We start from the raw sequence: 26338 nt of genomic DNA, 5'->3' as shown, positions 1-26338 counted from the left end.
AACCGGGACAAGGCGCCCGCCAGGCGCCTTGTCTCCATGCACTAATCTTCATGCACTCATCTTCATGCACTCATGCGGCGGCGCTGGTATCGTGTCGGCATGCCTGCCACGAGCGACAGCCCCACCATGCCTTCACGCCCCGACCCCAGGGTCCTGCTACGCCTTCTGGCGCTGTTGGCGCCCTATCGTACACGGCTGGCCATGGCCGCCATGGCGCTGCTGGCGGCCTCCGCCAGCGTGCTGCTGCTAGGCCAAGGGCTGCGCCTGGTGATCGACCAGGGCTTCCTGGCCGAGGATGCCAGCCGGCTCAATCAGACCCTTGTCGCCATGTTCGCCGTGGTCAGCCTGCTGGCCGGGGCATCGGCGCTGCGTTACTACCTGGTGAGCTGGATCGGCGAGCGGCTGGCTGCCGACCTGCGCCGGCAGGTCTTCGATCACCTGCTCGAGCTCGAACCGGCCTTCTTCGAGAGTGCCGCCCATCGCGACCACGGCGCCGCCGAGATAACCTCTCGCCTGACCGCCGACACCAGCGTCCTGCAAACCCTGTTCGGCTCGTCGATCTCGCTGGCGCTGCGCAACCTGGTGATGCTGCTGGGGGCAGTGATACTGATGTTGGTCACCCAACCTTGGCTCTCGGCGCTGGTGTTGATCGGCATTCCCGCCACGGTACTGCCGATCCTGTGGTTCGGCCGCCGCGTGCGCCGGCTCTCCCGCTACAGCCAGGATCGCGTGGCCGAGCTGGGCCGCTACGCCAACGAAACGCTGGACGGCATCCGTACGGTACAGGCTTTCACCCACGAAACGATCGACCGGCGCGATTATGGCGAGCGCGTCGAGCAGGCCTTCGATACCGCCGTGGTGCGCACCCGGCAGCGCGCCTGGCTCACCGGTGCGGCCATGCTGGCGGTATTCGCCGCAGTAGGGTTGATGCTGTGGCAAGGTGGCCAGGCGGTACTGGCCGGCGAGATGAGCGCGGGGGAGCTGTCCGCCTTCGTCTTCTATGCCGTGCTCGCCGCAGGGGCGGTGGCCACCCTGGCCGAAGTCGCCGGCGATGTACAGCGGGCCGCCGGTGCCGCCGAGCGTCTGCTCGAGCTGCTCGACGCCGAGCCCGGCATCCGCCCGCCGGCGAAGCCGACGCCACTGCCCCAGCCGCTACGCGGCGAGATTCGCCTCGTGGGAGTGAGTTTTGCCTATCCCGGACGCGAGACGCCGGCGCTCGATTCCCTCGACCTGTGGATACGTCCCGGCGAGCGCGTCGCCCTGGTGGGCCCCTCCGGCGCCGGCAAGAGCACTCTGCTGGGGCTGCTACTGCGCTTTCACGACCCCGACCGGGGGCGCTTGACGCTGGACGGCATCGACTTGCGCGAGTTCGATCCGAAGGCGCTCCGCGCCAGCATGGGCCTGGTGGCCCAGGAGCCGGTGCTGTTTACCGGCACGGTGGCCGACAACCTGCGCTACGGCAAACACGACGCCACACTGGATGAGCTACGTGGCGCCACCCGCGATGCCAACGCCCTCGGCTTCGTCGAGGCCCTGCCGCGCGGCTTCGATACCCAGCTCGGCCCCGGCGGCGTGCAGCTCTCAGGTGGCCAGCGTCAGCGCCTGGCGATTGCCCGCGCCTTGTTGAAGAATCCGCGCGTGCTGCTGCTCGACGAAGCCACCAGCGCGCTCGATGCCGAGAGCGAACGCCTGGTGCAGCAGGCGCTGGATCGGCTGATGGCCGGGCGCACCAGCCTGGTGATCGCCCACCGCCTGGCGACGGTGACCGCCGCCGACCGGCTGTTGGTGTTCGACGAGGGACAGCTGGTGGCCGCCGGCCGCCATGCCGAGCTGCTCGAACAGAGCCCGCTCTACCGCCACCTGGCGGAGCTGCAGTTCGGCCGGCACCACCCCACCCGCTAGATGGTGTTGCGCAGACCCAGCTCGTACGGGTGGGGGTCCAGATACGTCTGCTGGCGTACGTAGTCCGAGCCGTGGCGTTTCACGTAGTGATTGAGCAGGCGCACCGGCACTGCCAAATGCACGTGCCCCAGGCGGTACTCCTCCACCGCCTGCAGCAGGTCCTGCTTGACCTCGCCGTCCACCGCCTGTTTCAAGTAACCCAGCACGTGCATCAAGGCGTTGGTGTGGGTCTTGCGCGTTGCGGGGCGCGACAGTGCCGCCATGAAGCGCTGCAAGTAGCGAAGTTTCACCTTTTCCAGAGGCTGGGTATGGGCCTCACTGCCCAGGTAGCGCCCCAGCTCGCGATAGGCTTCCACGTGGTGCGCCATCAGCAGGTACTTCTGGCGGCTGTGAAACTGGATCAGGGCATGAAACGCTTTCGCCTCCTCGACGTGACGCTTCCAGTCGTCGAAGGCAAATACACGGGTGATGAAGTTCTCGCGCAGCACGGCATCGTTCATCCGCGCTTCTTCTTCCAGCGGCAGCTCAGGAAAGTGCTCGCGTAGCACCCTCACGAAGAGACCCGAATCGGCGTGGCTCGGCATGCCGTTGTCGTGATAGACCTTCACCCGCTCGAGCCCGCAGCTCGGCGAACCCTTCATCAGGATGAAACCGCGCAGATGACGATGACTTTCGACAAACGCTTCGCCGACTTCGCGAAGACGCTCGGTGACATCGAGGCTGGAGTCGACCGTGCCCTTGACCCGCGGCGGCTCGCCGATTGAGCCGACCAGGCGAATCGGCTCCCGCGGTACGCCCAGGCCGGCCTCGAGCTCGGGGCAGAAGGGCTCGAACGCGAAGCACTCCTGTAGCACTTCCAGGCAGTAGCGGGAGCGCTTGTGCCCGCCATTGTAGCGCACCTGCTCACCCATCAGGCAGGCGCTGATGCCTACCTGTATCGCCCGCGACGCGGTCGTATCAGCCACAGCCAACCCTCCATTACCTTACCACCGCATCATCGTCGTCTGCCCGACCCTCATTGGCAAGCGCTTGCCGTTCGCAAGGTTTCATCTCTCACGCCACGACATTTGCCATTCCCAGCCATCGTTTTCGAGATAGGCCTGCCAGACGCGCTGGCTTTCCAGCCCCTCTAGATAGTCGCGAATTTCCTCGCGGGGCTTGTCGAGTCTCGCCGTGGAAGGCAACCATGCTGCTTCGATCTTGGGCACATCACGTGCTGGCCGCACGAAGTCGTGGCTCAGCACCGAACGAAAACTTTCCAGCGAGTAAAGGGTGGCTTGTAGTTTGAAGCGCACCGAAGGGGACAGCGAGGTACTGCCATGGCAGACGATGGCAAGCGCCTGGTAAAGCCTGAACAGGGCCACCGGCAGGGCTCGGCTGGGTTCCCCCTGATGGTAATAGTGCAGGATGGGGTAGGCGAGGTGCTGCTGGCCCACGCTGATAATGGTTGCCTTGAGATCGTCAACCTGCTCGGCCAACTCCACGAAACCTCCCTCTGCTTCCAAGCGCCGCACGATCGCTGACGGCGTATCGCCGAGCGCGTGAATCGAGATGGCCAGCTGGCGCTTCTGGACCACGGCGGACATGACGGCGAGAATATAGGTCACCGACAGGGTCAACACAAAGAAACCGTTAGCCGCTGCCAGCACCGCCAGAACCTGCCACTTCCCGGCACCGGCCACGAAGTCGCCGTAGCCCAGCGTGGTGATGGTATAACCGACAAAATAAAGACGCTCCAAGGGATTGGCAAAGGTGCCGGAGCTGGGATGAAACACTGCCCCCTCATGGCTACTGAACACTAGCCACCATCCCAGCCAGACCAAACTCACCCATACCGTCAACAGAGCGACAGTGACCCAGGGTCCAACGGCTTGAAGCAATCCGTGCCGCGAGAAACGCCGATACAGCCACAGTGCGGTAAACCAGGCGAACCGCCCCAAAAACCGGGTCATGGGCCCAGACCTAGATGCCGAGAGCGTCGTCTGCACGGCGTCGTAGATCACCACCCCCACCAGAAGAAAACCGCTTAGCGCAATAAATGTCGACATAGGCGCTTCCTTTGCCCAATGAATGGATTCCCGCCGATACCCTAGCTCAAGTCCGGACCATTCAGCTCGGTTTTACGCTGCAAGCGTTCGAAAAATCACGGCTCGTAAAGAGACTTGCCGCTGTGGGCAATCTTTCGTTAGGAAGGCCTACTTTTCTTTTCATTAGGAAACCCGACATAGGTTGATATACCGATTATCCGTTCCTACGTTTAACCGTGATGGCAGACGGATGCCAGCAGTGCCGGAAAACCGGTAAATGGAAGTACGACTTCGCTTGTGTTTAAACAGGCAAAACTAGGAAGGAGATCTGACATGGCACAGCGCAACCAGAATCCGGGCAACTTTGCCAACGATCCGCAGAAGGCTTCGCAAGCCGGCCAGAAAGGTGGCCAGCATAGCGGAGGCAACTTCGCCAATGACCCGCAAAAAGCCTCCGAGGCCGGCCAGAAAGGCGGTCATGAGAGCGGCGGCAACTTCGCTAATGACCCGGAGCGCGCTTCCGAGGCCGGTCAGAAAGGCGGACATGAAAGCGGTGGTAACTTCGCCAACGACCCGCAGCGCGCCTCCGAGGCCGGCCAGAAAGGTGGCCAGCACAGCGGCGGCAACTTTGCCAACGACCCGCAGAAGGCTTCCGAAGCCGGCCAGAAAGGCGGTCAGCACAGCGGAGGCAACTTTGCCAACGACCCACAGAAGGCCTCCGAAGCAGGCCGCAAGGGTGGCAAGAACCAAGGCCGCTGATACGGTTCATTCCGTTTCAGTGCACAGGGACTGTTAAACGAGACACGGAAGTTTCGGAGCGGAAGCGTACCACCGACTCGAAAGGCTGTCAGGGTGAACCCTGGCAGCCTTTTTACTGTTTCGTCGCGTCAGTTCCAAAATGCAAGAATGCACGACCAAGGTCGAGTTGCGGCAAGCATAGCGAACACGCACCCTACCCAGAAATAAAAAAGACCCCCCGAAGGGGGTCAGGTGGAGCACGCCAGCTCACATCGGTATATCGCCTGCTGTTCATTCAGCCGTTGGCGACGTTGCCCCAGGAAGATGAAGAGCAGTTGACCTTCCTGCAGCGTTGATCGGTATCAATGATCGGTTACTCAATACAATGCGATAGTCGCGCCAACAAACACAAAAAATTCTAAAAAACAAAGGCCTGCAAGAAAAACAGTCAAGCAGGCTTTGTGCTATATTCCATCCGTTCGCCTCATCTGCACCACCGAAGCCCACTTGTGTTCTTTATTGACGCTTTTTGATGCACAGAAAATCAGCGAAGCGAAATAAACCAGTTGACCGTTTCGACGTATCCGGTCACGTAGCTACAGCAACTCGCGAGTGCTATCCATAACACGGCCATCCACCGTGCGCTGCACCCTATCCTCGACCTCGCTGCACAGCGACTCGACCTTCTGCCGCTCGTTGCCCACGATCACGAAGGTCCATTCGCTCGCTTCCAGCCGATCGTGCTCACCGCTCTCGCATACAGCTACCGCCGGGTTGCGGCCGTAGCGCTCGTGCAATCCCCCCATGCGCTGACGCTTCTCCTTCAGTGATGCGCAGCCGGGCAGCGAAACATGCAGTGTCAGAATGGCTATGTGCATGCGTCTTCTCCTTAGAGTTAACCAGTCCCGCACGGAGCATGGCGTCACGCTAACACATGCTTCTCTCCAATGATCGGCAGCGCTTCGGGCGCACTTCGTTGCCATGCAAAACTGGCATGGCGCAAGGCTCACTGATCGATACCGCAGCGCAACACGGCATGCTATATAGGCGGTGCTCTCTCCTCTGTTTCCTTCCTCGGGAATCACTACCATGTCCACTGGCTGTCATGCTCCTGCCAGGCCCCGGAATCTCCGTGGCCTGGTAATGCTATTCCTTGTCATCTCTCTTGCTCTCACCAGCCCGCTGGCGCAGGCCGCCACCGGACCGCTCGAGCTGACGAATTCACTGGTCGGTTTCACCGCCATTGCACTGTTCGTACTGGCCTATGCCCTGGTAATGGCCGAAGAAAAAATTCACATGCGCAAGTCCAAGCCGGTGCTGGTCGCAGCCGGCCTCATCTGGTTCTTGATCGGCTGGGTTTACGTCCAATCCGGCATGCCCAACGAGGCGGAACATGCCTTTCGCGAGATGTTGCTCGAGTTCGCCGAGCTGATGCTGTTCCTGCTGGTGGCGATGACCTACATCAACGCCATGGAGGAGCGACGAGTCTTTGACGCGCTGCGCTCCTGGATGGTGCGCAAGGGTTTCAGCTACCGCCAATTGTTCTGGCTCACCGGCGGACTCGCCTTCGTGATCTCGCCGGTGGCAGACAACCTCACCACCGCCATGCTGATGTGTGCGGTGGTGGTCAAGGTGGCCGAAGGCGACAAGCGCTTCATCAACCTGGCCTGTATCAATATCGTGGTAGCGGCTAACGCTGGCGGTGCCTTCAGCCCGTTCGGCGATATCACTACGCTGATGGTGTGGCAAGCCGGCATGCTGCAGTTCTATGAGTTCTTCGCCCTGTTGCTGCCCTCGCTGGTCAATTTCCTGGTGCCGGCAGTCGCCATGAGCCTGTTCATCGGCAATCGCACCCCCAAGGGGGACGAAGAGGAAGTCGACCTCAAACGCGGAGCCAGACGGATCATTGCCTTGTTTCTGCTGACCATCGCCACCGCTGTGGCCTGCCATACCTTGCTGCACCTGCCTCCGGTGCTGGGCATGATGACCGGCCTTGGCTACCTGCAGTTCTTCGGCTATTACTTGCGCCGTACCCTGCCCCGCTCGTTGGAAAGAAAACGCGAGCACTACACGATGACGGGTGACGAGCGCAGGTTGGCTCAGCTCGGCAGCGTGGTGCCATTCGACGTGTTCAATCGCGTGGCACGGGCCGAGTGGGATACCCTGCTGTTCTTCTACGGCGTGGTGATGTGTGTCGGCGGTCTGGGGTTCTTGGGTTACCTGAGCCTGGTATCGGAACTGCTCTACGGCTGGGATGCCACCTGGGCCAACATTGCGCTGGGTTTGGTCTCTGCCGTGATCGACAACATTCCGGTGATGTTCGCGGTGCTGACCATGCAGCCGGAGATGTCCCATGGTGACTGGCTGTTGATCACGCTTACCGCCGGGGTCGGTGGCAGCCTGCTCTCCATCGGCTCAGCCGCCGGCGTCGCTTTGATGGGCCAGGCCCGTGGCTATTACACTTTTGCCGGGCACCTGCGCTGGGCGCCGGTGATCGCCCTGGGCTACGTGGCCAGTATACTGGTCCATCTATGGCTGAATGCCGATAGCTTTCACGTCTTCAGTTGACCGCGTCACGTTTCGGTACGTCGCCAGGGATGGCGCCGTTCCTAGCGCTCCAGCGGCCTTTCTTGGTACGACGATATTTCCTCAGATATCAATGACCAGGTCCGGCACAAACAGTGGTGGCTCGAACTCACCAGGGTAGCCGCCGGGGTTGGCCACAACCCGTGTGCCGGCCACCTCCCGATCTACCGGCTCGTGTACGTGGCCGTGAATCCATAGGTCCATGCGCCCCATCATCGCCGGCAGATGAGAAGCGAAGGCCGGCGACAGCGCATCGCCCCGGTAGCGAGGCGGAATGCACTCCGCCAAGGGCGCATGGTGGCTGATCACCACCCGAGGCCCGTCGAAGGGCTTGTCCACCTCGACGGTGAGCCAAGCCAAGCCTTCGGCGTGCAACCGCCGGCTCTCCACCGGGCTGAAGGTCTCCCCCTCAGGCTGCTCTATGATGCTGAAATCGGGCATCAGCCAGCGCGCCTTCTCCTCGGTCAGCGCTGGGTCATGGTTCGGGTCATCGGCATAGAGCGCAAAGTCTGTCCATAGCGTCGTGCCGTGAAAGCGCACGCCTCCCAGCGTGAGCGAACGGTTGTCGAGCAGATGTATGCCCCATCGCTCGGCCTCGGCCGCCAGTGCCTGGCGCAGAAGCGGCATGGAAGCACCGTAGTATTCATGATTGCCCGGCACGTAGAGGATCGGCATCCCGGCGAAGCGCTCAGCCGCCCAGGCCAGCCCCTCCGCATGGCGGTGAATGTCTCCCGCGAGAACCACTGCTTCTGCCGCCACTTCCGGTAGCTCGCGTCCTTCGTCGAAATGTTCCAGATGCAGGTCCGACAGCACCCTGAGCCGCATGACTACCCCCTTATTCGACGCATAGGACCTTTTCTAGGCCCCTGGGAAAGAGGTTCAGCATAAGCGGGAGACGGAAGGCTCCGCCAGGCTTGGCTCATACGCCAGCTCGCGTCTATGTTGAAATGGCATGACGCTAAAAGGCGCAACGACTCAATGGAGGAGTCTCATGAACGTGCAGAACACCACCGCGTCCGCTCAGGACGTCGTTGACATACTCACCACCGACCATCGCGAAATGGAGGATCTGCTGGATCAGATCCAGCGCTCTCCCAATGCCGAGCAGCGCCGCGAGCTGACCGATACGCTTATCGCCGAGGTAATGCGTCACGCAGTCGCCGAAGAGATGTACGTCTATCCGACAATGGAGAAGCGCATCCCGGATGGCGAGGAGGAAGCCGAGCATGATAGGGAAGAGCACGACGAGATCGTGCAGGTGATGAAGCAGTTGGAAGACGCCGATGCCGACGAGCCGGCCTTCATGGATCGCGTGCACAAGCTGGACGAGCTGCTACGTCACCATGCCAAGGACGAAGAAGCCGACCAATTTCCCAAGCTGCGTCAGCGCATCTCCGGCGAGGATCTCGTCGAACTGGGTAAGAAAGTGGAGAAAGCCAAGCAGATGGCTCCGACCCGCCCCCACCCCAGCGCGCCCCACTCCGAGCTGTTCCACAAGACGGTGGGCCCCGGCGTCGGCATGGTCGACCGACTGCGCGATCAGCTCAGCGGCAGAATGACCGGCTAAAAAGTACCTTCGCTTCCCCGGCGCCAGTTTTCGCTACGGCGTCGGGGCGTTAACACAACGGCACTCAGCTTTCATTCGCCAATCACTGCCTCGCGCTGGCGGCGGTAAGTGTCATAATCCGGCGGAAGTCGTTCGAAACATACCTCCCTTTGGCCGTAAGGCACCTGATGGCACTCAAGGGCATTGCTGTGTTTCAGCCCCTCGTAAATAGCTCGCTGGGAGCAACCCAGCAAAAAACAAGGCAAGCAAAAGCAGAAAACGATACGCCAAAAGCCGCGACTATCCATGATCACCTCCCAACAAGTCCTTCCCGATTCACGCTGGAAGCGGTTCATGCTGCCTAGACGTCACCTTGTAGCCTAGGCCGGAGCTCATCTCACCTCCATTCCGCGGCATAACTCAAGGCCAGTTTTCGGTAACGCTCCGGAATGTAAGGCCAGCCGTACTCGGAGGCCATGGCGTCTCGATACTCCTCGGCACCATCGCCGTGGTTTCGAAAATTGCAGTGCTCAATTATCAGGCGGGTAGCACTTGGCCCTTCCTCATGAAATAAAATTCCACTGTGCTGGCGTTCGTGGGATCGGGCTGCGGTTCTCGGCTGGGGCCGATTTGCCAGGTAATGACCAGGCACTCGGGCGGCTCCCACGCCAGCACCCGCCCTCAATCCACCTGGAAGCCGTACGGCCCTACCTCGGTACAGTGACCACCCTGCTGCGGCTCGACGCCAATGGTGACCAAAGCCGATTGTGACCAGGTGTACTCCGCCTACGCGAAGAGGACGACCCGAAAGCCTTGGGGTTGCACACGAACACGCCCATCATACGTGCCACACGAGCCGAGCATGGCTTGGGGGCGAGCCTCGGTGAGGCCATCGCCGCTCTCGGTCGCGACACCTCCCTGGCTGGCATCGAGGCTGCGGCCATTCTGCTCGGCGACATGCCCCATATCGGCCTCGAGACTCTCCTCGCCTTGCAGCGCCAGGCTAGGCGTTCCCGCATCGTTCGCCCCTGCCACATGGGTCAGGCCGGCCACCCAGTTCTCTTCGGTCGTGAGTTCTGGCCCACTCTCGAAACCCTGGACGGTGACGACGGGGCCAAGAGAGTGCTCCATCGCCATCGTACCCGACTTATCAGCTGCAATTTCGATGATCCCGGCGTCTGCCTGGATATCGACAGGCATGAAGACCTCTTCGGAAACAAGAGATGACACTACCTCGCCTGACCCAACTGGACGCATTTCTCGCCTCCCTGCTACCGTGCCAAGCCGAACTGCTAGAGTGAACGAAAGGATTCGCCACCGATACTCGGCTCAGTCAGGAGGACGACATGGTTAACAGCATTCCGGCCCCGGATCATGGGGATGCCTTCGATTTCATGGCGCGATGGGGGTATGCCGCACGTGGCATCGTGTACCTGCTGGTTGGCGGCCTGGCCATGCTGGCGGCGATTGGGCAAGGAGGCGAGGCAACGGACAGCCGTGGTGCGCTGGAGAGCCTGATGGGCGCCGCATGGGGTGACGTGCTGCTCATTGCCATCAGCTTGGGCCTTTTGGGGTATGCCTTGTGGCGCTGCATACAAGCCATCAAGGACACTGATCACCACGGCACCGACGCCAAGGGTCTGGCGATTCGGACGGGGCTGCTGGTGAGTGCCGTTACGCATACGTTGCTGGCGTTCTTCGCTGCCAGCCTTATCTTCACCTTGGGCGCCAATTCGAGCGGTTCTGATGGTGGTTCGGAAGGTCTGGCCAGTTGGCTGATGCAGCAGCCCTACGGGCGCTGGCTGGTGGGCGTCGTGGGCATCGCCATCATCGGCGCGGGATGTGCGCACGGCATCAAAGGATGGAAAGCCAAGTTCGATCGTCACTTCAATATGCCACCCAGCACTCAACGCTGGGCCTACCCCATCTGCCGCTTCGGCCTGGTGACTCGCGGCCTGGTGTTCCTGCTCATCGGAGCATTCTTCATCATTGCTGCCTACCAGTTCGACCCCGACCAGGCGGGTGGTCTTGCCGAGGTCTTCAGTACCTTGCGCAGCCAGGTCTTTGGCCGATGGTTATTGGCCTTCGTTGCCCTGGGCCTGTTCGCCTTTGGTCTCTATAGCCTGCTCGAAGCCATATACCGGCGAGTGAACCCATAGAGCTGATGTCATGCCGAGACGGTTGTGGTTGAGCCTACTGCGTATCCTGTCCGCCCGTGCAGTTGATGGAAAACCCTTCCATTGTGCATGCTAGGCGTTCCGCTGCCTGGCCAACCTGGAGAAACGACATGCCTCAACCCCGCATCGGCTTCATCGGCATCGGCCTGATGGGCGACCCCATGACGCGCCGCCTGCTGGGTGCCGGCTTCGACGTGACGGTATGGAACCGCACCGCGGAAAAGTGCGTGCCGTTGCTGGAAGCCGGCGCTACGGTAGCCGGCTCCATCGCCGAGTTGATGCAACGTGTCGACGTGGTGATGCTGTGCCTGGCCAACACCGCCGTAGTGGAGGATGTCGTGTTCGGCAAGGGCGGCGTGGCGGCCCATGGCCAGACGGGGCAACGCCTGATCGATCTCTCCAGCAGCGACCCGGCGGCAACACGCGCCTTTGCCGAGAAGCTGGAAGAAGAGTGCAGCATGCGCTGGGTCGATGCGCCGGTCTCCGGCGGCGTGGCGGGGGCCGAGGCCGGCAGTCTGGCCATCATGTGCGGCGGCGCTGAAAAAGACGTCAATGCCGTGCGCCCGCTGCTCGCGCCACTCGCGGCGCGAGTGACGCACATGGGCTCGGTGGGAACGGGCCAAGTCACCAAGGTGTGTAATCAGATGATCGTCGGCTGCCAGGCGGCGGTGATCGCCGAGATGGTAGCCTTGGCAGAGGCCAGCGGCGTGGACGCCAGCCGCCTGACCGAGGCACTGGCGGGCGGATTCGCCGACTCCAAGCCGTTCCAAATCCTCACCCCGCGCATGGCAGCCAGCGAGTATGCCAACCCGGCCTGGCACCTGCGCACCCTGCTCAAGGATCTCGACATGGCCACGGCACAGAGCCAGCGCGCCGGCAGCGCCACGCCCATGAGCGGCCTTGCCGCCCAATTGATGCGCGCCCACGTCAGCCATGGCCACGCCGAGCACGACCCGGCGACGCTGGTGGGAGCTTATCGCCAAAAAGAGGACTAACGTTACGGCTCCTCGCTGCGGTTCTGCGCGGCGGGAGGCCTGGGATTCAGCAGAGGCTGGACCAGCATGCGATCCAGCCTCAGTTCACGGGGGGCGCGGAATACCTCGATGCCAATCGTCATGCCGAGATGCCCGGCGCCGGGCTGGTCGCGATAGGTACCGAATAGCCTGTCCCACCAGGGCAGATTGAAACCGAAGTTGCTGTCGGTCTCGCGGCGCACAATGGAATGATGCACGCGGTGCATGTCCGGCGTCACCAGCAGCAAGCGCAGCCAGCGGTCGAGCCGCTCGGGCAGGCGTACGTTGCCGTGATTGAACATGGAGGTGGCATTGAGCAGGACTTCGAAGATCAGTACCGCCGCGGCCGGCGCCCCCAGCAGCGTGACCGCGGCGACCTTGAAGCCCATCGAGATCAGGATCTCCAGCGGGTGGAAGCGCAGCCCGGTGGTTACGTCGAACTCCAGATCTGCATGGTGCATGCGATGCAGGCGCCACAGCCAGGGCACGGCATGAAACAGCCGATGCTGGAAGTAGATTGCCGCGTCCAGCAACAGCACGGAGAACGGCAATGCCAACCACAGCGGCGCCGAGACCAGATGAAACAGCCCCCAACCGCGCTCGGCGGCCACCAGGGCGGCCCCCACCGCCGCCAAGGGAAAGACCAGGCGAACCGCCATTGTGTTCAGCGCCACGATCAGCAGGTTGCCGGGCCAGCGCTGCCAGCGCCCGATCCTCTGCTCGCGGCGCGCGGCAAGGATTTCCCATAATACCATCGACGCCAGTACCAGCAGGAAGATGCCGAGGCGGATCAGCGGTTCGTTATGGAGGAAAGTCTCGCTCATATTCATGGCTCCCCTGCAGGCATGCCGCGGCAGACCGGCCGTATACGTCTCCCAGATGGTATCGCTTTACAGCAGTATTTGTCCCTCGCCCCACCCTTCCGTACACTTGTTTGCCTCTCCCAGACACGATGCTACGCCGAGGCATGACCATGGCTTTCGATTCGACTTCTACTTATGTGGCTACCGATGCCTTGAAGCAGGCGGTCAATGCCGCCGTGACCCTGGAGCGCCCGCTGTTGATCAAGGGCGAGCCGGGTACCGGCAAGACCCTGCTGGCCGAAGAACTGGCGAGCTCGCTTGATACGCGGCTGATCACATGGCACATCAAGTCCACCACCAAGGCCGCCCAAGGGCTCTACGAGTACGACGCGGTAAGCCGCCTGCGCGACTCTCAGCTCGGCGTCGAGGGCGTGGAGAACGTCGAGAACTATATCCGCCCCGGCAAACTGTGGAAGGCCTTCACTGCCAACGAGCGCGTAGTGCTGCTGATCGACGAGATCGACAAGGCCGACATTGAATTCCCCAACGATCTGCTCCAGGAGCTGGATCGCATGGAATTCCACGTCTACGAGACCGGCGAGACTATCTCCGCCAGGCATCGGCCGATCATCGTGATCACCTCGAACAACGAGAAGGAGCTGCCCGACGCCTTCCTGCGCCGCTGCTTCTTCCACTACATCGAGTTCCCCGACCGCGACACCATGCAGGCCATCGTCGACGTGCATTTTCCCGACATCGCGCCGAAGCTGGTCGGTGAGGCGCTGGAGGTGTTCTTCGACCTGCGCCAGGCGCCAGGGCTGAAGAAGAAGCCCTCCACCTCGGAGCTGGTTGACTGGCTGAAGCTGCTGATGGCCGACGAGCTGGCCCGCGAGGCGCTCTACCACCGCGACCCGGTGAAGGCGATCCCGCCGCTGGCAGGCGCGCTGGTGAAGAACGAGCAGGATACCCAACTGCTCGAGCGGCTGGCTTTCATGATGCGTCGCCAAGGCAACCAGAGGCGCTGAGCCATGTTCATCGGCCTGTTCGAGACCTTGAAGCGCGCCGGGGTGCCGGTATCGCTGCGTGAACTGCTCGACTTGCACGCCGTAGCCGAGCGCGGCGTGGTGTTCGCCGACATGGAGGCGTTCTACCGCGTGGCGCGCACCGTGCTGGTCAAGGATGAGCGCCACTTCGACCGCTTCGATCGCGCCTTCGCCGCCTGGTTCGACGGCTTGGAGAACCTCGATGCCGCCATTGAGGCGCTGATTCCCGACGACTGGCTGCGCCTTGAGTTCGAGAAGCAGCTCAGCGAAGAGGAAAAGGCCCAGATCGAATCTCTTGGTGGGCTCGAGCAGCTCATCGAGACCTTCAAGAAGCGCCTCGAGGAGCAGAAGGAGCGTCACGCCGGTGGCAACAAATGGATCGGTACCGGCGGCACCAGTCCCTTCGGCGCCTACGGCTACAACCCCGAGGGCATTCGCATCGGCCAGGAGGGCTCGCGCCATCGCCGGGCGATCAAGGTGTGGGACGAGCGCCGCTTCCGCGACTACGACGATTCGCTCGAATTGGGCACGCGCAACATCAAGATGGCGCTACGCCGGCTGCGCAAGTTTGCCCGCCAGGGGGCTGCAGAGGAGTTCGACGTCGACGCCACTATCCGCGATACCGCCCGCGATGCCGGCCTGCTCAACGTGCGCATGCGCCCGGAGCGCCACAATACGGTAAAGGTACTGCTGTTCCTCGACGTAGGCGGCTCCATGGACGACCACATCCGTGTCTGCGAGGAACTGTTCTCAGCCGCCCGTTCGGAGTTCAAGCACCTGGAATACTATTACTTCCACAATTGCTTGTACGAGGGTGTTTGGCGCAACAACTATCGCCGCACCAGTGAGCGTATTCCCACCATGGACGTGCTGAACACCTACGGGCGCGACTATCAGGTAGTGATCGTCGGCGACGCCGCCATGTCACCCTATGAAGTAACCCACCCTGGCGGCAGTGTGGAGCACTTCAACGACGAGGCCGGCGCGGTGTGGCTCAAGCGCCTGGTCGACAAGTTTCCTCGCCTGGCATGGCTCAACCCCATGCCGACACGCACCTGGGAGTACACGCACTCCACCCAGCTGATTTGCCAGTTGATCGACGACCGTATGTATCCCATGACCCTCGAGGGGCTGGAGAGCGCCATGCGCGAGCTGGCGCGCGGGTAGCAGCGCCGGGCGGGTTCGATAATCCTGCGACGGCTTGCTCATCCAATGACCACTCTCTATACTGTATCTTCATACAGGTTTTTATGACAAGCCAGTCACCGCCTGGTCTTGGGCAGTATCGATAGTGGCCAAGCCGCTATAACCCTTTATGGTTATTACCTTGAAAAATAACCCTTAGGGGCTATTATCCCTCCATACCCTCATGCAGAACGAGCCTATGGTGCAGCGCATTGCCGTCCTCACGGGCGACCTTGTCGATTCCCGCAAGGCCAGCGACCCGAAGCGACTCTTCGAGGTGCTTGATGACGCTCTCGAGGCGATCACCGACCGCTATGGCGGCCAGGGTGAGCGGTACCGTGGAGACGGTTTCCAGATCGCCCTGCCCGACCCCACGACAGCCATGCATGCCGCGGTGCTGTTGCGTGCGGCACTGATTCGTCATTCAGAGGAAGACCAGCGCTGGGATGCACGCATCGCTGTCGCCGTCGGCAAGGATCGCTGGCAGCCCGAACAGCGGGTGACCGAAGCCAGCGGTGAGGTATTCGTACGCTCCGGCCAGACCCTGGATGCCATGAGCGAAGGCGCTTCCCACCTGTGCCTCACGCTGGCCGAAGAGTCCGAGAGCGGGTGCCTGGCCCTGCTGACCCGTTTCGTCGACGAATTGATCGATGGCTGGTCGCGCTACGCTGCTGAGGCCGTCTACCTGAGCCTTTGGCACGATGAATCGCAGCAGGCACTCGCCAAGCGGCTCGGTATCAGTCAGCCCGGCGTGCACAAGCGGCTGCGGGCCGCCCGCTGGACGTTGCTCGACGATTATCTCCGCTACCTCAGTCAACGTTTCAAGGACGACTCCCGATGAACGCCGATCTATCGCTGCTGCTGGGGCTGGTGCTGGTCCATCTGCTTGGCGACTTTGCCCTGCAGCCGAGGCGTTGGGTCGAGGCTCGCTACGTGCGTAAGGTGCGCTCCCCGCAACTCTACATGCACGCAGCGCTGCATGGCGGTTTGGCCTTCGCGGTGCTGGGCGCGGCCACCCTCAGCCATTCGAACGCCAACGGCTCCTTGACCATGGTGCTGGGAGGCGCGCTTACCGTCGCCGTGAGCCATATGGCAATCGACCTCGGCAAATCCTATCTGTCACCGTCAAGGCTGCGCTGGTTCATGCTCGACCAGGCGTTGCACCTGCTGGTGCTGCTGGGTGTCTGGCTGACCTGGTTGGGCAGTTGGCAGCCGTTGGTCACCTTCTGGCAATGGTTGTTCACCCCGCCGGTACTCGGCATTGTCGTTGCGTACGTGCTCGTCACCCGTCCGCTGTCGATCGTCATTGCCCTGGTCATACAACGCTGGAGTGCCGAAATCGACAACCCGGGCACGCTCATTGCCGCCGGGGCACGCATCGGCATGGCCGAGCGCGTCCTGGTGCTGACCCTGGTGCTACTCGACCAATTGACCGCCATCGGCTTCCTGCTCGCCGCCAAGTCGGTGCTGCGCTTCGGTGAATTGCGCGGCGCACAGGATCGCAAGCTGACCGAGTACGTACTCATGGGAACCCTGCTCAGTGTTTCGACCGCCATGGTACTCGGCTTGCTGATACGGATAATGACGGAGGGGAGCTGATCATGCCGAAGCGCTGGACCACCCTTCTGGGCATTGCCATGGGGGGCGCGTGGCTGTCCGGCTGTACCTCACCGGAGCATCTGGAGAAACGCGACGACTACGTAGTAGATCACACCCATGTATCGTCCTCGCATGGCAGCCGTGTGCACCATCTCGTGCTGCACTACACCGACGTCGACGAGGCCGAATCGCTGGCCGTGCTCACCGGACCTCACGTCAGCGCCCACTACGTGTTGCCGCTACCGGCACGGGAGCGCCGTGGCCAGCCGCTGGTCTATCAGCTCGTCGACGAGTCTCGCCGTGCCTGGCACGCTGGCGCCAGCGACTGGAAAGGCCGCCCCAATATCAACGACACCTCGATCGGCATCGAGATCGTCAATACCGGGCCCGACCGCCCCTACGCTGAAGTGGAGCGGTTGCTTGAGGCGCATCCCGAACCTGTTACGGAGGTGAATTGGGCGCCCTACCCTGACGAGCAGATCGAGGCGATGATCGCGCTGTCGCGTGACATCATCGAACGCCACGGCATCCACCCCACCAATGTGGTGGCGCATTCCGACATCGCACCGACGCGCAAGATCGACCCCGGCCCCGAATTTCCCTGGCGCGAGCTCTTTGATGCCGGCATTGGCATCTGGCCTGAGGCTGAGGTCGTATCGCGCTGGCAGGCCCGTTTCGAAACTCAGGAGCCGCCTCTTGCCATCCTGCAGGAGGCGCTTGGCCGCTGGGGCTATCCGCTGGAGGTGACGGCTGAGCTGGATCACCAGACCCGTGCGGTACTGCGTGCCTTCCAGATGCGCTTCCGGCCCGCCGACTACCGCGGCCTGCCGGATGCCGAGACGGCAGCCATCCTCTGGGCACTGCTGGAAACGTATCGCCCCCTCGAACTGGAACGACTCGAGGGGGCGAAGGAAGAACCTGATACCCAGCCTACATGGTGGCCAGGCGCTCGCGGTCGTTGATACCGGCCATGCGCACCAGCGCCAAGGCCTCATCGAGGCTTTCCACCTCTTCGACCCGCACCAGTTCGCTGTCCAGCCTGACCGCCTTGCCGGTCTTTTCGGAGAGCAGCCTCTCCAGGGTGGGTACGTCCATGCCCTCTTCCATCTGCAGGACATCGACGCTGGCGCTATCCTGGGTGCCGGGCAGGTAGATAGTACCGTTGGAGAAATCCACGGCGTAGGCGATCACGCCCGGGACGATGAAGAACAGCAGGCCCACGCCGTTGCCGATGGCCACCACCGGGTCGATTCGGCCACTCATCTGGCCCTTACGCTCGGGATGGAGGACGGTACCGCAGCCCACCAGGGCGATAATGGAAGTGCCAAGCACCAAGCCGGTCAGGGCACGACGGATTCGGGTCCTCATGGAACGGGTGCTCCGCAAAAAGTCAGCTTATCGACGCCGGGTGATTGCCGCCCCAGGTGCCGCCATGGAGAATGGCCGGAGATTACCACAACGCCAACTAATACGAACGTTTAGAACTTTCACGGAGGGCTCCATGAGCGAAACGGTACTGCACGTCTGCCAGGGCAGCGCCATCGAGCCGCGACTGGACGCGCTGGCCCACCTGCGCATCACCGTGTTCCACGACTACCCCTATCTCTATGACGGCAGTTTCGATTACGAAGCCAACTACCTGCGCCGCTACGCCGAATGCCCCGAGAGCCTGTTCGTGCTGGCCGAGGATGGCGACGCCCTGGTGGGTGCCGCCACTGGCATGCCGCTGGCCGAGGACATGGAGGAGTTCCGCGCCCCCTTCGAGCTGGCCGGCTTCGATGTCGACAGCGTGTTCTACTACGGCGAGTCGGTACTACTGCCGAGCTACCGTGGCCGAGGCATCGGCAAGGCATTTCTCGCCGAACGCGAGCGCCATGCGGTCAGACGCGGCTTCTCGGCCGTGGCCTTCTGCGCGGTGGAGCGCCCCGACGCTCATCCGCTTAAGCCGGAGGACTACGTGCCGCTGCACGGCTTCTGGCGTTCGCAGGGCTACGAGCGGCATCCGGAGCTTGCCACCACCTTCCGCTGGAAGGATATCGGCGAGCCGGAGGAGACCGACAAGCCGATGGTGTTCTGGCTAAAGTCGTTGGCATGATGTTCGCTCGGAGCTGATCCGGGGACAGGCCCCGGAGCGCCGGACCGTCGATGAGGCGCTGTAAACCCTTCCCTGGGCGCTACATTTGCCCTGCTTCGCTCCCGCATCCTGCTCCGCTTGCAGGACCGGGACTTGCCATCCATGGCCAGTCCGTTCGGAGCGGTGCTCCTCACCCACGGCAAATGACCTCCTCTTCGACCTGTCCCCGGCGCTCCTCGCTGCGTCTTAATCAACTCGCTCTTTTGCCGCCATTCGCCGTTGGCCGTACAATGCCCCGAACGCCGCCCGCCGCGGCACCTCGACTAATGTCAGCCCATGCTGGAAGGAAACGCCGGACCCATGCGCGCCACCCAACTGTTGATCGCCACCCTCAAGGAAACGCCTGCCGACGCCGAGGTCATCAGCCATCAGCTGATGCTACGCGCCGGCATGATCCGCCGCCTCACCTCGGGCCTGTACAACTGGCTGCCGGTCGGTCTGCGCACCCTGCGCAAGGTGGAGCGCATCGTGCGCGAGGAGATGGATCGCGCCGGGGCTCAGGAGGTGCTGATGCCGGCGGTACAACCCGCCGAGCTGTGGCAGGAGTCCGGCCGCTGGGAGCAGTACGGCCCCGAGCTGCTACGCCTCAAGGATCGCCATGAGCGCGACTACTGCGTCGGACCGACCCATGAAGAAGTGATCACCGACCTGATGCGCCGTGAGCTCTCCAGCTACAAGCAGCTGCCGGCCAACTTCTACCAGATCCAGACCAAGTTCCGCGACGAGATCCGTCCGCGCTTCGGCGTGATGCGCTCGCGCGAGTTCATCATGAAAGATGCCTACTCCTTCCACATCGACCAGGACTCCCTCAAGGAGACCTACCAGGCGATGTACGACGCCTACGTACGGATCTTCACCCGCCTGGGGCTGGATTTCCGCCCGGTGCTGGCCGACACCGGCGCCATCGGCGGCACCGATTCCCACGAGTTCCACGTGCTGGCCGACTCCGGTGAGGACGACATCGTCTTCTCCACCGAGTCCGACTACGCCGCCAACATCGAGAAGGCCGAGGCAAGGCCCGCGCCGCTGGGCACGAATCCCGAGCGCGCCGCACCCAGCGAGGAGCTTCGCCTGGTCGACACGCCCAATGCCAAAACCATCGCCGCCCTGGTAGAACAGCACGGTCTGCCCATCGGGAAAACCATCAAGACGCTGATGGTGCGCGCCGCCGAGGGCGGTCTGATTGCCCTGCTGGTGCGCGGCGATCACGAGCTCAACGAGGTCAAGGCCGAGAACCTGCCCGAGGTGGCTGCACCGCTGACCATGGCCACGGAAGAGGAAATTCGCGCTGTAGTGGGAGCGGGCCCCGGCTCGCTGGGCCCGGTGAACCTCGACATGCCGATCATCGTCGACCGCAGCGTAGCGCTGATGAGCGACTTCGGTGCTGGCGCCAACGTCGACGGCAAGCACTACTTCGGCATCAACTGGGAGCGCGACGCGGCACTGCCCAAGGTCGCCGACATCCGCAACGTGGTCGAAGGCGACCCCTCGCCGGACGGCAAGGGCACGCTCTCGATCAAGCGCGGCATCGAGGTCGGCCACGTGTTCCAGTTGGGCAAGAAGTACTCAGAAGCGATGAACGCCACGGTACTCGACGACAACGGCAAGTCGGCTCACCCCTGGATGGGCTGCTACGGCATCGGCGTCACCCGCGTGGTCGCCGCCGCCATTGAGCAGAACCACGATGAGAACGGCATCATCTGGCCCAATGCCATCGCCCCCTTCCAGATCGCCCTGGTGCCAATGAACGCGCACAAGTCGCAGCGCGTGCGCGAGGAGTCAGAGCGGCTCTATCAGGCGCTGACGGCGGCAGGCATCGACGTGCTTCTGGACGACCGAGACCTGCGCCCCGGGGTGAAGTTCGCCGACCAGGAACTGATCGGTATTCCCCATCGCCTGGTGGTCGGCGACCGCGGGCTGGACAATGGCGAACTGGAATACAAGGGGCGGCGTGACAGTGAAGCGACCATGGTGCCTGCCGAAAGCATCGTCGAATTCCTGCGCGAGCGAACCGGGGCGTAATCGCCGGCTGGCCGCGGTGTTGCTGATCGCGGCCAGCCTGTTTGGCGCCCAACCCTCTTCCGCACAGGAACAAGGCGAGAATACCGACGATAGAGAAACAGGCTTTCTCGACGCCTTTCCCGTTGCCTTGCAATATTCTGCCGCCCAGCGAGTACGGGTGGAACCCGAAACGCCCGCCTCGCTGCGCCAGACCCTCGATACGTTGGTGACTACACCGCCCTCGCCGGAACAGGTATGGGCGGCACGCCAATGGATGACCCAGATGGAGCCCAGGCTCGCACGCTTCGTGCGCGACGAGGCGCTGCGCGGCGAGATGCTGACCCGCGTCTATCATGAGGCTCGGCTAGCCGGTCTGTCTCCCGAGATCGTCCTTGCGCTTATTCAGGTTGAGAGCGCCTTTCAGCCCGAGGCCGTGTCGTCAGCCGGCGCCGTGGGGCTGATGCAGATCATGCCGTTCTGGATTCGCGAGCTGGGCCGTAGTGCCGACGACTTGATGGACCCCTGGCTCAACCTGCGCTATGGCTGCACGATCCTCGCCCATTACCTGGCCGTCGAACGCGGGGACCTCACCCGTGCACTGGCTCGCTATAACGGTAGCCTGGGCCAGACCTGGTATCCCGAACGGGTGATGCGGGCCTGGACCGATAACTGGTGGGTCGGACGCTGATGCGGTGTAGCGAACCATCGGACAAAAAAATGCCGGCCCAATTGGGCCGGCTACTGGGGGGAAAATCCCCCCTCCCCTGACGACTTGCTACAGACTGGTTCAGTGCTTGCGCTTGCGACGATGATCGCGAATCACGAAGCCGATCCAACCTGCCATGAAAGCGACCATCATTGCGACGGTTACCAGCCCGAAAACTACTGCATCATCCCAGTACATGGTGGTTTCTCCCCGTCACCTGATGTGATGGGTTCACTCTAGCCGGTTGAAGCGCATAGAAAACTGACCTGCATCAAATTTCGCCTCGGCCGCGACGAGTGCCGCGCAGCGGATTGATGCAGGTCAGTTTTTCGAGGCAATTCGAGTGTTGAGAGGTCAGGGAGCCTTGCGATCCTCGACCTGGGACGGCTCGACACCCGCAGGAAGCGGATGCCCCTTGGCCAGTTCGGCGCGACTCGCCTCGCGCACGTCGAGCACTTCCAGCGCATAGCTCAGGGTATGCCCGGCCAGAGGGTGGTTGGTGTCTATCACTACCGAGTCATCACGCACTTCTAGCACCGTGACGATCTGAGGGCCGTCGTCGCCGGGGGTCTGGAAGCGCATACCGGGCGCCAGGTCGTCATGAGGGAAGGCGCCGCGGCCAACCTCCTGGATCAGGTTGTCGTTGCGCTCGCCATAGGCCTCTGTGGGCGGCAGCGTAACGCTCAATCGCGCGCCGGGCTGTTGGCCCGTCAGGCATTGCTCAAGGCCGGCCATGATATTGTCATGGCCATGCAGGTACTCGAGTGGTTTGGCGCGTGCCCGCGAGTCGTCCAGCACTTGGCCCTGTTCGTCGCTGAGTACATAGTGCAGGGTCACGACCCGCTGCGGAGCGATATTCATGGCGGTCTCCTTTGGTCGGTTGGCGAGGCGGGCGCCAGGAGGAATCACGTCCGCGGGCGCAGATTCGCTACGGGCATCTCCAGTTGCTGCTGGCGATTGAGCAGGTTGAGCAGCACGATTGCACGCTCGTCGCCCTTGTGACTGGCAAAGACCGCCTGCAGATCCTTGAACGGCCCTTCGGTGATCTCTACCTTCTCGCCGGCGCGGAAATAAACGTTGGCGACGTTCTCTTGTCCTTGCGCGCCCTGCTCTCGAAGCATCGCAACCAGCTCGTCGTCGACCGGCAGCGGGCGGTCGCCGAAAGTGACGATCCGGAGTACGCCACGAGTCGAGCGGATCGGCCGCCAGTTGCTGGCAATACGGTCGAGACGGATGAACAGGTAATGGGGGAAAAGCGGCTCGTCCAGCCATACCAGCTTGCCACCGCGTTTCTTCTGCACTTGCAGAACGGGATGGAACAGCTCGTAACCCTGGTTGGCCAGATGCTCCGAGGCACGGAAGGACTCCCCGCCCTTGCACTGAACGACGTACCAGCGCGGCAGGCTATCGTTCTTGTCTTCGATCGGCTGACGTTCGCTGTGGCTCATGAAGGGCTCCTACCGGGATATCCTGCTGGCAACGGTGCCGGGGCTCTGCAACAATCGAGCGGCCGGAACATAGGGCCTCCTGGGCCGCCCACCTCCGCCGTGCGGTGGGCCATTCTAACACTGTTGCCGGCGGCGGGCCGCCCCCCGGCCACTGTAAATCAAGGAGTTTCGTCACGCATGACCATCCCTACCGCTCAGCGCAGTTGGGGAGCCGCTTTGGCCATCTATCTTCGGGCTCCCGTGATCACCATGCTGTTCCTGGGGTTTTCGGCCGGCTTGCCGTTCCTACTGGTATTCTCGACCCTCTCTGCCTGGCTGCGCAGCGATGGTGTCCAGGTCGCGGCCATCGGCTTCTTCGCCTGGATCGGCATGCTCTATTCGATCAAGTTCTTCTGGGCGCCGGTGGTGGATCGCCTGGCCCTGCCGCTGCTGACGCGCGTCCTGGGCCAGCGACGTAGCTGGATGCTGGTGGCCCAGGCCATGATCATCGGCGGCCTGGTGGGCCTGGCAAATCTCGAACCACAGCAGAACCTGACGCTAGTGGCCGCTTTCGCTCTGCTGGTGGCCTTCGGCTCGGCTACCCAGGACATCGCCATCGACGCCTTCCGCATCGAGTCGGCGCCGGATGACATGCAGGCGGCCATGGCCTCGACCTATATCATCGGCTATCGCGGCGGGCTGCTGGCTGCCGGAGCCGGCGCCCTTTACGTCGCCTCCTGGCTCTCCTGGCAGGCCGCCTACCTGAGCATGGCGCTATTGGTCGGTGTTGGCGTAATCACGGTCCTGTTGCGCCCGGAACCCAAGCGCCTGTCGCTGACCACGCAGTTGATCCATGAGCCCCGTGTGCGAGCCTTCATCCGTGCCAGCCGTGGCAAGCCGCGCCTGTTGCGTCGCATGGGCGCCTGGCTGATCGGCGCGGTGGTCTGCCCCTTCACCGATTTCATTACTCGACACCGGCTCAAGGCGCTGTGGCTGCTGGTGTTCGTGGCCGTGTTTCGCATCAGCGACCTGGCCATGGCCTCGATGGCCAACCCCCTCTACATCGACATGGGCTTTTCGCTGGAAACCATTGCCAACGTCACCAACGTGTTCGGCATCGCCATGAGCATCGGTGGCGGCATTCTGGGCGGGCTGCTGGTGGCCCGCTACGGTATCGGCCCGATCCTTATACTGGGTGCGACAGCGGCTACCCTGACCAACCTGCTGTTCGCCGCCCTGGCGCTGGCTGGCCAGAGCCTGCCGATGCTGGTGATGGCCATCGTTGGAGACAACCTGGCCAACGGCCTGGCCAGTGCGGTATTCATTGCCTTCCTGTCGAGCTTGACCTCGCGCGCCTACACCGCGACCCAGTACGCCCTGTTCTCGTCGCTAATGACGCTGCCGGGCAAGTTCCTGAGCGGCTTCGGCGGGCTGGTGGTGGAGGCTCAGGGTTACGCCACTTTCTTCCTTATCTCTACGGCCCTGGGACTGCCTGCCATCGCGCTGGCTATCTGGATCAGCCGCGACAAGGAGCTGGTACCCACACCCACTCCTCGCGCGGCCTGACCAGGACGCTCAGTCGTCAAGCGTCTCCTGCAGCCAAGCCAGGGCGCCCGGCGTAGCACGCCACTGGTCGCGCATCAGGGTGCGATATTGCCACGCCTCGGCGCGAGTGCCAGGCTCGGCGACGCTATCCGGGCCCAACTGCACCGGGCGGGTCTGCTCAGCGCAGAGCATGGGCAACGCATGTGGATTGTGGTGGCGCACTTCGCGCAGCGCCTCGTTGGCCTCGTCGATGCGCTCGAGCCGAAACAGCGCTAGCGCCCGGCCCATGAGAAGCCCCAGCACAGGGGTATCGTCGCGCCGGGTCTCGGTCACGGCCAAAGCGTCGCGGTTGCGCCCTTCTCGCAGCAGTTGGTCGAGCACCAGCTCCTGCAGGCCCAGGCTGTCCTGGTCATCGAGCGACAGCAAGCGCTCGGCCAGGCGCCGGGAGCGCTCACGGGCGCCCCGCTCCATGCCGACCACGAGCGCCAGACCGGTACGCAGCAGCACGGCATTGTCGGCGCTATCCCACAGGAAGGAGCCCACGCCCTCTTCGCGGACCCGCTCGAGCCAGCGCTCCAGCCGATCGGCCAAGGGCTCGAACAGGCTCGGCGACATCCACGGCAGGCTGCCGAAGCGGCTGGTCAGGGCCAGGGTCAGCGACTCCACTACCCGCGGCGAATCGAGCCATTCGGGGTGGGCGCAGATCTCGCGCAGCCAGTCGCCGGCCTGAACCCAGGGATCGCCCTTGAGACCCAGCGCGCTTTCGTCATCCACTTCCACCTGGAAGACCTTCTGCCAGGCGGCGAACAAGGTGTCCTCCCGGGCACTGCTGTGATATTCAAGCTCCCCTGCGGTGGTCCGGCGCACGTCCAGACCGCGCGCAGTGGGCAGTTCCGACAGCAACTCCTGCAAGGCGGCTAGCGGCTCCGCCAGGTCCTCTTCGGCGTTGAGCAACTGATCGGCCAGGGTAGCACCGGGATTCTCCGCCAGGTCGGCCAGGAACTGCAGCTGGTCGGGCTCCAGCTCGCCCTTGCGGGCCAGGCGCCGGAACCAGAAGCGCGCACGCTCGGCAGCTTCCTCTTCGTGCCCCTCGTGCAGCAGCAGCATGGCTTCGATATAAGCCAGGGTCGGCGAATCGGGCAGGGCCTGCTGGGCTCTCACGAAGGCGGAACGGGCGCTATCCAGGTCGTCATTGTCCAGGTGCATCAGGCACAGCCGCTCCAGGGCCACGCCGCGCAGGAACAGCGGGCCGCGATCGAGCACTTCGTCGAGCAGTTCGGCGCGCTTGCGGATGAAGCCGCGCTCCTGGTAGAGGTCGATCAGCAGTTCGAAGGCAGGCTCGGCCTGGGCCGGAAGGCGCGACCAGTCGGCCCGCTGGAACAGCGATTCCAGGATCTGTTGGGCACGCCCACGCTGGCCCGTTTCGGCGGCGATGAGCCCAGCCTCGAGCAGGGCCTGGGCGGGGGCGTTGCCGCTCTCCAGGGCGGCCTTGAGCGTCGGTCCCTTCCAGTCGCGCAGCGAGAGCATCCACATCAGGTGGTCGGGCACTTCGGCAGGCATCGAGACCGCCCCGCAGCAATGTTTGGTCTTGCGCCCGGAGTCGCACCAGCAGGGCTCGTTGCGGCCTGGGCGTGCCAAAGGCTCGCAGGTGAAGCCGGCGCGTTCGAGCGGGGTCTGGCTCCACAGGATGGGTGCGAGCGCCTGGGCCATCGCCAGGTCGCCGCCCATCAGCACGGCACCCTCCTCACGCGCCCAGGCCATGAAAGCCGGATAGCGCTCCTCCTCACGGATGGCTGCCAAGGCACCCGAAGCATAGCCCAGCAGCTGTTCCACCCATACTGCCAGCATCACTCTCTCCGCCAGTTCAAAAAGGCGCATATAGTAACAGGGAAGCGTGGTTCGATGC

The 26338-nt window shown here is 63.0% G+C and carries 26 protein-coding genes; 16 read left to right on the top strand and 10 right to left on the bottom strand.

Annotated features, from left to right (window positions below):
* Positions 1-126: 126 nt before the first annotated feature.
* Positions 127-1902, top strand: coding sequence for an ABC transporter transmembrane domain-containing protein (locus tag HNO52_RS08270; protein ID WP_197568669.1), 1776 nt, complete (start codon positions 127-129; stop codon positions 1900-1902).
* Here HNO52_RS08270 and HNO52_RS08265 read toward each other — a convergent pair.
* Both HNO52_RS08265 and HNO52_RS08260 read right to left on the bottom strand, forming a co-directional pair.
* Complete coding sequence (locus tag HNO52_RS08265) at positions 1899-2867, bottom strand: YbgA family protein (RefSeq protein ID WP_197568668.1); 969 nt, start codon at positions 2865-2867, stop codon at positions 1899-1901. The genes HNO52_RS08270 and HNO52_RS08265 overlap by 4 nt on opposite strands.
* Before the next feature lie 81 nt (positions 2868-2948).
* Positions 2949-3950, bottom strand: coding sequence for a potassium channel family protein (locus HNO52_RS08260; protein ID WP_197568667.1), 1002 nt, complete (start codon positions 3948-3950; stop codon positions 2949-2951).
* 312 nt (positions 3951-4262) lie between these two features.
* Between HNO52_RS08260 and HNO52_RS21440 the strand changes: the two genes are divergently transcribed.
* The gene (locus tag HNO52_RS21440; protein ID WP_197568666.1) at positions 4263-4688 is read left to right on the top strand and encodes a con-10 family general stress protein; all 426 of its coding nucleotides are present in this window, start codon (positions 4263-4265) and stop codon (positions 4686-4688) included.
* Between the two features lie 575 nt (positions 4689-5263).
* Here HNO52_RS21440 and HNO52_RS08250 read toward each other — a convergent pair.
* Complete coding sequence (locus HNO52_RS08250) at positions 5264-5545, bottom strand: DUF503 domain-containing protein (RefSeq protein WP_197568665.1); 282 nt, start codon at positions 5543-5545, stop codon at positions 5264-5266.
* Positions 5546-5810: 265 nt separating this feature from the next.
* Between HNO52_RS08250 and nhaD the strand changes: the two genes are divergently transcribed.
* Positions 5811-7235, top strand: coding sequence for a sodium:proton antiporter NhaD (gene nhaD, locus HNO52_RS08245; RefSeq protein ID WP_232090662.1), 1425 nt, complete (start codon positions 5811-5813; stop codon positions 7233-7235).
* Positions 7236-7316: 81 nt separating this feature from the next.
* On the opposite strand, the gene HNO52_RS08240 is transcribed toward nhaD, so the two are convergent.
* Positions 7317-8078 (bottom strand): metallophosphoesterase family protein, encoded by a 762-nt coding sequence (locus HNO52_RS08240; protein WP_197568663.1) that lies wholly within the window; start codon positions 8076-8078, stop codon positions 7317-7319.
* A 166-nt stretch (positions 8079-8244) separates the two neighbouring features.
* Here HNO52_RS08240 and HNO52_RS08235 point away from each other — a divergent pair, with 166 nt between their 5' ends.
* The 4 genes from HNO52_RS08235 (at position 8245) to HNO52_RS08220 (ending at position 11971) form a co-directional block, all read left to right on the top strand.
* Positions 8245-8820, top strand: coding sequence for a hemerythrin domain-containing protein (locus tag HNO52_RS08235; protein WP_197568662.1), 576 nt, complete (start codon positions 8245-8247; stop codon positions 8818-8820).
* A gap of 792 nt (positions 8821-9612) precedes the next feature.
* Positions 9613-10026, top strand: coding sequence for a nucleotidyltransferase family protein (locus HNO52_RS21435; protein ID WP_197568661.1), 414 nt, complete (start codon positions 9613-9615; stop codon positions 10024-10026).
* Positions 10027-10145: 119 nt separating this feature from the next.
* A complete protein-coding gene (locus HNO52_RS08225; RefSeq protein ID WP_197568660.1) occupies positions 10146-10958 on the top strand; it encodes a DUF1206 domain-containing protein in 813 nt (270 codons plus the stop codon).
* Positions 10959-11086: 128 nt separating this feature from the next.
* The gene (locus HNO52_RS08220) at positions 11087-11971 is read left to right on the top strand and encodes an NAD(P)-dependent oxidoreductase (RefSeq protein ID WP_197568659.1); all 885 of its coding nucleotides are present in this window, start codon (positions 11087-11089) and stop codon (positions 11969-11971) included.
* Between the two features lie 2 nt (positions 11972-11973).
* On the opposite strand, the gene HNO52_RS08215 is transcribed toward HNO52_RS08220, so the two are convergent.
* Complete coding sequence (locus HNO52_RS08215; protein ID WP_197568658.1) at positions 11974-12813, bottom strand: sterol desaturase family protein; 840 nt, start codon at positions 12811-12813, stop codon at positions 11974-11976.
* A gap of 149 nt (positions 12814-12962) precedes the next feature.
* Here HNO52_RS08215 and HNO52_RS08210 point away from each other — a divergent pair, with 149 nt between their 5' ends.
* The 5 genes from HNO52_RS08210 to HNO52_RS08190 all read left to right on the top strand — a co-directional run bounded on the left by HNO52_RS08210 (position 12963) and on the right by HNO52_RS08190 (position 17581).
* On the top strand, positions 12963-13817 hold the full coding sequence (locus tag HNO52_RS08210) for an AAA family ATPase (RefSeq protein WP_197568657.1): 855 nt from the start codon (positions 12963-12965) through the stop codon (positions 13815-13817).
* A 3-nt stretch (positions 13818-13820) separates the two neighbouring features.
* On the top strand, positions 13821-15002 hold the full coding sequence (locus HNO52_RS08205) for a vWA domain-containing protein (protein ID WP_197568656.1): 1182 nt from the start codon (positions 13821-13823) through the stop codon (positions 15000-15002).
* A 202-nt stretch (positions 15003-15204) separates the two neighbouring features.
* On the top strand, positions 15205-15861 hold the full coding sequence (locus tag HNO52_RS08200) for a hypothetical protein (RefSeq protein WP_232090649.1): 657 nt from the start codon (positions 15205-15207) through the stop codon (positions 15859-15861).
* Entirely contained in the window at positions 15858-16619 is a 762-nt protein-coding gene (locus tag HNO52_RS08195; RefSeq protein ID WP_197568655.1) for a DUF3307 domain-containing protein, read from the top strand. The genes HNO52_RS08200 and HNO52_RS08195 overlap by 4 nt, the downstream gene beginning before the upstream one ends.
* Positions 16620-16621: 2 nt before the next feature.
* Positions 16622-17581 (top strand): peptidoglycan recognition protein family protein, encoded by a 960-nt coding sequence (locus tag HNO52_RS08190; protein ID WP_197568654.1) that lies wholly within the window; start codon positions 16622-16624, stop codon positions 17579-17581.
* On the opposite strand, the gene HNO52_RS08185 is transcribed toward HNO52_RS08190, so the two are convergent.
* Positions 17550-17987 (bottom strand): hypothetical protein, encoded by a 438-nt coding sequence (locus tag HNO52_RS08185; RefSeq protein WP_197568653.1) that lies wholly within the window; start codon positions 17985-17987, stop codon positions 17550-17552. The two genes, HNO52_RS08190 and HNO52_RS08185, sit on opposite strands and share 32 nt — an antisense overlap.
* A gap of 133 nt (positions 17988-18120) precedes the next feature.
* Here HNO52_RS08185 and HNO52_RS08180 point away from each other — a divergent pair, with 133 nt between their 5' ends.
* From HNO52_RS08180 to HNO52_RS21430, 3 genes are all read left to right on the top strand, one after another.
* Positions 18121-18714, top strand: coding sequence for a GNAT family N-acetyltransferase (locus HNO52_RS08180; RefSeq protein WP_197568652.1), 594 nt, complete (start codon positions 18121-18123; stop codon positions 18712-18714).
* Positions 18715-19053: 339 nt separating this feature from the next.
* On the top strand, positions 19054-20775 hold the full coding sequence (locus HNO52_RS08175) for a proline--tRNA ligase (RefSeq protein ID WP_197568651.1): 1722 nt from the start codon (positions 19054-19056) through the stop codon (positions 20773-20775).
* Complete coding sequence (locus HNO52_RS21430) at positions 20711-21442, top strand: lytic transglycosylase domain-containing protein (RefSeq protein WP_442907152.1); 732 nt, start codon at positions 20711-20713, stop codon at positions 21440-21442. Before HNO52_RS08175 ends, HNO52_RS21430 begins: the two co-directional genes overlap by 65 nt.
* Positions 21443-21541: 99 nt before the next feature.
* Here the strand turns inward: HNO52_RS21430 and ccoM are convergent, their stop codons facing one another.
* The 3 genes from ccoM to rfaH all read right to left on the bottom strand — a co-directional run bounded on the left by ccoM (position 21542) and on the right by rfaH (position 22908).
* Complete coding sequence (gene ccoM / locus HNO52_RS21320) at positions 21542-21658, bottom strand: cytochrome c oxidase subunit CcoM (protein WP_276571223.1); 117 nt, start codon at positions 21656-21658, stop codon at positions 21542-21544.
* A 156-nt stretch (positions 21659-21814) separates the two neighbouring features.
* Positions 21815-22321: an FKBP-type peptidyl-prolyl cis-trans isomerase gene (locus HNO52_RS08165; protein WP_197568650.1), complete on the bottom strand. Its 507-nt coding sequence runs from the start codon at positions 22319-22321 to the stop codon at positions 21815-21817.
* A 44-nt stretch (positions 22322-22365) separates the two neighbouring features.
* On the bottom strand, positions 22366-22908 hold the full coding sequence (rfaH, locus tag HNO52_RS08160; protein ID WP_197568649.1) for a transcription/translation regulatory transformer protein RfaH: 543 nt from the start codon (positions 22906-22908) through the stop codon (positions 22366-22368).
* A gap of 177 nt (positions 22909-23085) precedes the next feature.
* Between rfaH and HNO52_RS08155 the strand changes: the two genes are divergently transcribed.
* The gene (locus HNO52_RS08155; RefSeq protein WP_197568648.1) at positions 23086-24453 is read left to right on the top strand and encodes an AmpG family muropeptide MFS transporter; all 1368 of its coding nucleotides are present in this window, start codon (positions 23086-23088) and stop codon (positions 24451-24453) included.
* A gap of 9 nt (positions 24454-24462) precedes the next feature.
* On the opposite strand, the gene HNO52_RS08150 is transcribed toward HNO52_RS08155, so the two are convergent.
* On the bottom strand, positions 24463-26280 hold the full coding sequence (locus HNO52_RS08150) for an SEC-C domain-containing protein (protein ID WP_197568647.1): 1818 nt from the start codon (positions 26278-26280) through the stop codon (positions 24463-24465).
* Between the last annotated feature and the right edge of the window lie 58 nt (positions 26281-26338).

The organism is Halomonas sp. MCCC 1A13316 (assembly GCF_014931605.1).
Taxonomy (GTDB): domain Bacteria; phylum Pseudomonadota; class Gammaproteobacteria; order Pseudomonadales; family Halomonadaceae; genus Halomonas.
Note: the sequence above shows the minus strand (reverse complement) of the source record. Positions and strands in the feature narration are given on the sequence as shown.